The organism is Sphingorhabdus sp. (genome assembly GCF_044357595.1).
In the GTDB taxonomy this organism is placed as follows: Bacteria; Pseudomonadota; Alphaproteobacteria; order Sphingomonadales; family Sphingomonadaceae; genus Sphingorhabdus_B.
On sequence record NZ_JBIKPH010000123.1, the window covers coordinates 1 to 7,266 of the forward strand.

At 56.5% G+C, this 7,266-nt stretch carries 11 protein-coding genes; 8 read left to right on the forward strand and 3 right to left on the reverse strand.

What is annotated here, in order from left to right; translation table 11 throughout:
• The first annotated feature begins 91 nt into the window (after positions 1-91).
• From ACIQ2T_RS10815 to ACIQ2T_RS10835, 5 genes are read left to right on the forward strand one after another with little or no spacing between them, the layout of a single operon-like run.
• A complete protein-coding gene (locus ACIQ2T_RS10815) occupies positions 92-337 on the forward strand; it encodes a type II toxin-antitoxin system CcdA family antitoxin (RefSeq protein WP_397590816.1) in 246 nt (81 codons plus the stop codon).
• A complete protein-coding gene (locus tag ACIQ2T_RS10820) occupies positions 337-633 on the forward strand; it encodes a CcdB family protein (protein ID WP_397590817.1) in 297 nt (98 codons plus the stop codon). The genes ACIQ2T_RS10815 and ACIQ2T_RS10820 overlap by 1 nt, the downstream gene beginning before the upstream one ends.
• 8 nt (positions 634-641) lie before the next feature.
• Positions 642-1,922: a bifunctional phosphopantothenoylcysteine decarboxylase/phosphopantothenate synthase gene (locus ACIQ2T_RS10825; protein WP_397590826.1), complete on the forward strand. Its 1,281-nt coding sequence runs from the start codon at positions 642-644 to the stop codon at positions 1,920-1,922.
• Positions 1,903-2,352: a dUTP diphosphatase gene (gene dut, locus ACIQ2T_RS10830; RefSeq protein ID WP_397590818.1), complete on the forward strand. Its 450-nt coding sequence runs from the start codon at positions 1,903-1,905 to the stop codon at positions 2,350-2,352. Before ACIQ2T_RS10825 ends, dut begins: the two co-directional genes overlap by 20 nt.
• On the forward strand, positions 2,349-3,113 hold the full coding sequence (locus ACIQ2T_RS10835; RefSeq protein WP_397590819.1) for a HesA/MoeB/ThiF family protein: 765 nt from the start codon (positions 2,349-2,351) through the stop codon (positions 3,111-3,113). Before dut ends, ACIQ2T_RS10835 begins: the two co-directional genes overlap by 4 nt.
• On the opposite strand, the gene ACIQ2T_RS10840 is transcribed toward ACIQ2T_RS10835, so the two are convergent.
• Positions 3,102-3,809, reverse strand: a complete 708-nt coding sequence (locus tag ACIQ2T_RS10840; RefSeq protein WP_397590820.1) for an NAD-dependent deacylase — start codon at positions 3,807-3,809, stop codon at positions 3,102-3,104. The two genes, ACIQ2T_RS10835 and ACIQ2T_RS10840, sit on opposite strands and share 12 nt — an antisense overlap.
• Before the next feature lie 81 nt (positions 3,810-3,890).
• Here ACIQ2T_RS10840 and dapB point away from each other — a divergent pair, with 81 nt between their 5' ends.
• From dapB to ACIQ2T_RS10855, 3 genes are read left to right on the forward strand one after another with little or no spacing between them, the layout of a single operon-like run.
• The gene (gene dapB, locus ACIQ2T_RS10845; protein WP_397590821.1) at positions 3,891-4,616 is read left to right on the forward strand and encodes a 4-hydroxy-tetrahydrodipicolinate reductase; all 726 of its coding nucleotides are present in this window, start codon (positions 3,891-3,893) and stop codon (positions 4,614-4,616) included.
• Positions 4,613-5,299: an endonuclease III gene (nth, locus tag ACIQ2T_RS10850; protein WP_397590822.1), complete on the forward strand. Its 687-nt coding sequence runs from the start codon at positions 4,613-4,615 to the stop codon at positions 5,297-5,299. Before dapB ends, nth begins: the two co-directional genes overlap by 4 nt.
• Before the next feature lie 15 nt (positions 5,300-5,314).
• Positions 5,315-5,704 (forward strand): hypothetical protein, encoded by a 390-nt coding sequence (locus ACIQ2T_RS10855; protein WP_397590823.1) that lies wholly within the window; start codon positions 5,315-5,317, stop codon positions 5,702-5,704.
• 40 nt (positions 5,705-5,744) lie between these two features.
• Here the strand turns inward: ACIQ2T_RS10855 and ACIQ2T_RS10860 are convergent, their stop codons facing one another.
• On the reverse strand, positions 5,745-6,518 hold the full coding sequence (locus ACIQ2T_RS10860) for an enoyl-CoA hydratase (protein ID WP_397590824.1): 774 nt from the start codon (positions 6,516-6,518) through the stop codon (positions 5,745-5,747).
• Positions 6,515-7,266: enoyl-CoA hydratase/isomerase family protein (locus ACIQ2T_RS10865; RefSeq protein ID WP_397590825.1), on the reverse strand; the 752-nt coding region annotated here is incomplete at its 5' end. The genes ACIQ2T_RS10865 and ACIQ2T_RS10860, both read right to left, overlap by 4 nt.

The window sequence follows — 7,266 nt, forward strand, 5'->3', positions numbered from 1 at the left end:
TTTGCAGTGGCATTATTGGCAGCCGCTATAGGTGTTGCGGGCACTATGGCGTTCGCTTGACCCCCATATTGATTGCGCATATGTTATGCACATGAATAGACCTTCACGCGTTAACGCCGCGAAGCGCTCCACAAATGTAAGCTTGCCCGGTCATATGGTTGATGAGGCCAAGCGGCTCGGGATTAACGTATCGGAAGCTTGCGAGACCGGACTGCAGGAACAGGTGCGCAAAGCGTTGGGCGAGGAGTGGAAACGCGAAAACCGCCAAGCTATTGAAAGCTGGAACAAATGGGTCGCCGAAAACGGTATGCCTTATGACGAGTATCGCCAGTTTTAATGGCGCGCTTTGATGTTTACAAAAACGGAAATGCGCGCGGTCTGTTGCTGGACATCCAGTCAGATTTGCTTGATGAATTCGACAGTCGGGTGGTCGTGCCTTTACTGCCAGCCGAAGACATGCAGTCCGTGTCGCGATTGCACCCCGTATTTGTGATTAACGATGAACGGTACATTATGTCGACACATCTGATTTTTGCCATTCCGGTTGATAGACTTGGTGCAAAAATCGGTTCTCTGGCGCAGGAAGATTTGGTCATCACCTCCGCAGTCGATAAACTATTCAGCGGATATTGAAGCGCATGATCGAAAAACGCATACTCTTGATCGTAACCGGCGGAATAGCTGCCTACAAATCGCTGGAGCTTGTGCGCCTGCTGAAGCGGCAGGGCATCGCTGTGCGGGCGGTGATGACCAAAAGTGCGGCAGAGTTTGTCACGCCTTTGTCGATGGCGGTGATGACCGAGGATCAGGTGTATGGTCACATGTTCGACCTGAAAGAAGAAAGCGAGATTGGGCATATCCAGTTGAGCCGTCAGGCCGATCTGATCGTTGTCTGCCCCGCGACTGCCAATATCATAGCAAAAATGGCGGCAGGAATTGCCGACGACCTCGCGACCACGATCCTGCTGGCCACTGACAAGCCCGTGCTTGCGGTTCCCGCCATGAATGTGCGCATGTGGAACCATCGGGCAACTCAACGAAATCTGACGCAATTGCGCGCCGATGGTTTGCACATCATGGCACCCGACGAAGGCGCAATGGCATGCGGCGAATTTGGTCCCGGCCGACTGCCCGAACCACCTGCCGTCGCAGAACAGATTTGCGCGATGTTGGGACAGACTTTCAACGCTGCGTTAACTGCGGGGCGTTCGCCAACGACCATTCCGAGCGCTGCGCCGCTCGCAGAGCAGGCGGATTTTGCGAACATGAACCACCGCCCTTTGCTCGGTAAGCGCGTTCTGGTGACCGCTGGCCCAACGCATGAGGCGATTGATCCTGTGCGCTACATCGCCAACCGTTCGTCGGGACGGCAGGGTTTTGCCATTGCCGCCGCAGCGGCTGACTTGGGCGCTGAAGTCACGCTCATTGCTGGACCAGTCCATCTGGAAACACCGCCGGGCGTTGTCCGGATTAATGTCGAAACCGCGCTGGAAATGCAGGCCGAGGTGGAAAAAACTCTGCCCGTCGACGCCGCTATCATGGTGGCAGCTGTCGCTGACTGGCGCGCGGCGCAGGCCCCTGACCAGAAAATCAAGAAGGATGGCGACGCGATACCAGCCCTCGTTTTAACCGAGAATCCGGACATATTGGCAAGCCTTGCCACCCATAAGCACCGCCCAAAGCTGCTGATTGGATTTGCGGCGGAAACCGAAAAAATTGTCGATCATGCACAGACGAAGCTCACCAAAAAAGGCTGCGACTGGATTGTCGCCAATGACGTGTCGGGCGATGTGATGGGCGGCGAAAACAACGCCTTTCACATTGTCACCAAAGATGGCGTCGATAGCTGGCCCGAAAGCCCCAAAGATGTCATTGCCCGCAAATTGATGGAGAAGGTTGCCGATGCACTCGCAAAAGGTTAAAATTCGCGTTTTGCGCCTGAATCATAGCGCGGGCTTGACGCTGCCCGCATATGCAACAACCGGCGCCGCGGGCATGGACATTTGCGCCGCCGAGAGCATGACCCTGCGTGTTGGCAAACGCCACGCGGTAGCCACCGGCTTCGCCTTTGCCATTCCCGACGGATACGAAGTGCAGGTGCGCCCGCGCTCGGGCCTCGCGCTGAAGCATGGCATCACCTGTCTTAATACACCCGGCACTATCGACAGTGACTATCGCGGCGAAGTGAAGGTTATCCTTGCGAATTTGGGCGAAGATGATTTCATCATCACCAAAGGCGACCGGATCGCGCAGATCGTGGTTGCGCCGGTCACTCAGGGTACGATGATCGAAGTGGAATCGCTGGACGAAACCGCGCGCGGCACCGGGGGTTTTGGTTCCACCGGCGTATGACGCTTAGCGACCAGCAACTTGACCGTTACGCCCGGCACATCGTGCTGCGCGACATTGGCGGCGCAGGACAATCCAAATTGCTGTCGAGCCATGTGCTGCTGATTGGTGCGGGCGGCATAGGTTGTCCCGCCATCCAATATCTTGCGGGCGCTGGCGTCGGAACGATCAGCGTCGTTGATGATGATGTTGTGTCCTTGTCCAATCTTCAACGGCAAATTCTGTACAGCGAAAACGACATTGGGACGGCGAAAGTCGATGCCGCGGGCGCCGCCGTGGCGCGGTTAAACCCCGACGTGACCTTCCATGGTATCAAGCGGCGTATCGACCGCTCCACCTCGGCAGACATTCTAACAGGCGTCGATGTCGTCATTGACGGTTGCGACAACTTCGCAACGCGTCTGATCGTCAATGACCTCTGCCTTGCCGCGAAAGTGCCTTTGGTCAGCGCCGCCATTGGCCAGTTTCACGGTCAGATTGGCACCTTCACTGGCTGGGCAGAAGACGCCCCCTGCTACCGCTGTTTTGTGGGTGACGCGCATGACCCCGATGATTGCGACGACTGCGCCACACAGGGCGTTCTGGGGGCCATGTGTGGCCTTATGGGATCATTTGCTGCCATGGAGGTCATTCGCGCCCTAACGGGCTTTGGAGAGGCCCAAAAGGGCAAGCTAGTTCTATTCGACGGCATGGCGCCCGCGATGCGTTCTATACAACTACCCAAAGATCCTGCGTGCAGAAGCTGCGGCGTTCTAGCTGCCTAGTATTTCTTCCACCCATGCGGGCACGACTTGAGTCGCTGGGCCATGCCGCGATTCTGCAAACCATGATGTGCCGTGCGATGGTTCAAGGTTTAATTCTAACGTCCTGATACCCTTCTGCCGCGCCTCACGCACAAGTCCAGCGGCGGGGTAAACTGCGCCTGATGTGCCAATGCTGACGAACAGGTCCGCGTGGTTCAGCGCGTGGTAAATCTCGTCCATCCGGTAAGGCATTTCCCCGAACCACACGATGTCAGGCCGCAACTGCCCCGCTATGCCGCATGCTGGGCAGGCGGGTCGGTCAATCAATGTCCCGCGCCATGGGTGGCGTTCATCACAGGTCATGCACCACGCATTCAAATGCGTACCATGCATATGCAGCAGACGCTGCGCCCCTGCCCGTTCGTGCAAATCGTCGACATTTTGGGTCACGAGCAGCAGATTACCTGCCCAAGCGGCATCCAGCCGCGCCAGCGCATAGTGCGCGGCATTTGGTTCAACCTGCTGAATACGTTCGCGGCGCATATCGTAAAAACGCAGCACAAGGTCGGGGTCACGTGCGAAAGCCTCAGGGGTGGCCACATCCTCGACCTTATGCTGTTCCCAAAGCCCGCCTGCACTGCGGAAGGTATCAATACCGCTCTCAGCACTGACCCCAGCGCCCGTCAGAATGACGATATTTTTGATGTCTTGATCCACATTCATGCCCTCAACGTCACCCCGAACTTGTTTCACCACCTTAATATAGTAAGACCGGTGGACAAGGTCAGGGTGTTAAATATGAAAATTGGAATCATTGGCAGCGCAGGGCGCATGGGGCAGGCTTTGGTCGACGCCATTCAGGCGGATGGCCACGAACATGCAGGCGGCGTCGACAAAGACGGTGATCTGGCCGTGTTAATCGCCGCATCCGACATACTCGTCGATTTTTCGAGCCCGCATGCGCTGGAAGCAAATCTTGACGCCTCCGTTGTAGCGGGCAAGCCGATCGTCATAGGCACGACCGGGTTGGAGGAACGCCACCATTTCCTGATCGACGATGCCGCGCGCGACATTCCCGTTTTGCAGACAGGCAACACGTCCGTAGGCGTAACCATGCTGGCCGCATTGGTCGAGCAAGCCGCCCGCCAGCTTGGTGAGGATTGGGACATCGAAATATTGGAAATGCACCACCGGCATAAGGTTGACGCCCCGTCGGGCACGGCCCTCCTTCTGGGCGAAGCCGCTGCCAAGGGCCGCGCGATCGACCTAAAGGATCATAGCGACCGAGCCCGCGACGGCATTACGGGCGGGCGCAAGGCCGGCAATATCGGTTTTGCATCCTTACGCGGCGGCAGCGTTGCTGGCGACCATATGGTGATCTTCGCATCCGATAACGAACGCATCGAGCTTGTCCACCGCGCCGAAAATCGCGCGATATTCGCCAATGGCGCGGTAAAGGCTGCAGTATGGCTCATGCGGCAAAAGGCCGGCCGGTATAATATGCAAGAGGTCCTCGGTCTTTGAAAAAGGACGATATCTTTGAATTTTACCGGCGGCTGGCGGAGGCAAATCCCGACCCAGAGACTGAGCTGGCTTATGGTAACCCATACCAGTTATTGGTCGCCGTTACCTGTTCGGCGCAATCAACCGATGTGGGTGTGAACAAGGCGACGAAGGCTTTGTTCGAAGACGTAAAGACACCTACGCAAATGGTCGCGCTTGGGCTGGATGGCTTGAAAGCGCATATCAAGACCATCGGCCTCTTTAACAACAAGGCAAAGAACGTCATCGCGCTGTCCGAGATCCTCGTGCGCGATCATGCAGGCGAAGTTCCTGCCGACCGTGATGCGCTGGAGGCGTTACCCGGGGTAGGCCGCAAGACCGCCAATGTGGTTATGAACACGGCATTTGGTGCTGAAACCTTCGCCGTCGATACGCATATTTTCCGACTGGGAAACCGCACGGGTATTGCACCAGGCAAGACCGTCGTCGCGGTCGAAAGGGCACTTGAGAAAAGCACCCCAAAGCCGTTTCGTATTGGCGCGCACCATTGGCTGATTTTGCATGGCCGCTATATCTGCAAGGCGCGCACCCCCGAATGCTGGCGTTGTCCAGTGGCCGACCTGTGCCGCTTCAAACCCAAAACACCAGCGCCCAAAATCAAGTCAGCTAAGGTTCAGGCTGACGCCGCTAAGGCAGAATCATAATATTGGAGATTCAAGATGCGTAAGTTGCTGTTGATCATTCCCGCCATTGTTTTGCTGTCCGGCGGCGCCACCATCGCGCTTTCCAGCAAAAAAGCGCCCGAGCCCGTTCGCGCGGTGGGCGAACCGAAAAACTGCGTGACCATTTCGCAAATTCGTTCAACGAAGGTCATCGACAGCAGTAACATTGATTTTCACATGGTCGGCGGCAAGACGTACCGCAATAGATTGCCGCAAAGTTGCCCCGGGTTGAAATTCGAAGAGCGGTTTTCTTACCGTACTTCGCTCAATCAATTGTGCAGTGTCGACATCGTCCGCGTGTTGCATGATCAAGGCGGGAGCCTGTATGAAGGCGCTGGATGCGGGCTTGGCAAGTTTCAAATGGTCGAGAAGGTTTCAGCTAATTAAGTAAATCCTCCCCATGGACTTGCGAGGGGGAGAACTAATTTTACTTCCCAGTCCAGTTACCCGGCCGCTTCTCGACGAATGCCGCCATGCCCTCTTTCTGGTCGATCGTACCAAACAGGCCGTGGAACAAGCGGCGTTCGAAAACGACGCCTTGCTGTAACGTGGTTTCAAACGCAGCGTTGACCATTTCCTTGCACGCGATTGCGGCCAAAGGTGCCATGGCAGCAATGGCGGTCGCGGTCTTCATAGCTTCGTCAACGAGCTCAGCTGCAGGAATCACCTTTGCGACCAAGCCCGAGCGTTCGGCCTCTGCGGCATCCATCATCCGGCCCGTCAGGCACATTTCCATGGCCTTGGCCTTGCCAATCGCACGCGTCAGCCTCTGCGACCCGCCCATTCCGGGCGTAACGGCCAGCTTGATTTCAGGTTGCCCGAATTTGGCATTGTCGCCCGCCATGATAAAGTCCGCCATCATGGCCAATTCGCATCCACCCCCCAGCGCAAAGCCATTTACAGCGGCGATCCAAGGCTTGCGTGAAGCCGTAACGCGGTCATAGCCTGCGAAGAAGTTAGAACCGTACATATCGGCAAAGGATTGCGACGACATTTCCTTGATATCCGCGCCTGCGGCAAAGGCCTTCTCGCTGCCAGTTAATACCGCGCAACGTTGGCTGTCATCGGCATCGAAAGCAGCGAATGCAGCAATGAGGTCAGCCAGAACCTGACTGTTCAGCGCATTCAACGCTTGCGGCCGGTTCAATGTCATCAGCGTAACAGCGCCGCGTTGTTCGACCAGGATTGTTTCGTATGTCATAAGGGCTTCCATTCTTCTTGCGCAGGCAATGGCGCAAATATCGCGTCAATCAGGCCTGCCGTGACGTCTTCAGCTGTCGCAGGATCCCATTTTGGAGCATTGTCTTTATCAACAATCACGGCGCGCACGCCTTCGGTAAAGTCGGGGCGCACGATGACCCGGCTCGCGATGCGATATTCCATGGCCATGTTATCGGCAAAGTCGGCAAGCGCGATACTTTCTGCCAATTGGCGCAGCGCGACCTTGCAGGTTTGCGGGCTTTTGGATCGCAGTGTTGCCAATTCGCGCATCGCCCATTCGCTCTCATCGCCCTCAAGGCTTGCGAGAATATCCTCAAACTGGTTGGAGCCAAAATGACGATTAATCTGGAACAATGTCTCTACAATTTTGGACTCTGGCGGGGTTTCCGACAAGGTGCCCAATATCCCATCGATCCGCTCAACATCTTCGGTCGCAATCCGCATTTTGGCGTCGGCGAGCGCGCTACTGGGTAGATATTGTGTGGCAAGACCAAGGGCGAGACAACCCGATCCTGCGATCCGCGACCCGGTCAACGCCAGAAACTGCCCCACACGGCCTTCAAGCCGCGACAGATACCAACCGCCGCCGACATCAGGAAAGAGGCCAATGCCGGTTTCAGGCATCGCGAATTTCGTATTCTCGGTGGCCACGCGGAAACGTGCAGGTTGGCTAATGCCAACGCCGCCACCCATCGTAATGCCATCCATGAATGCAACCACTGGCTTTG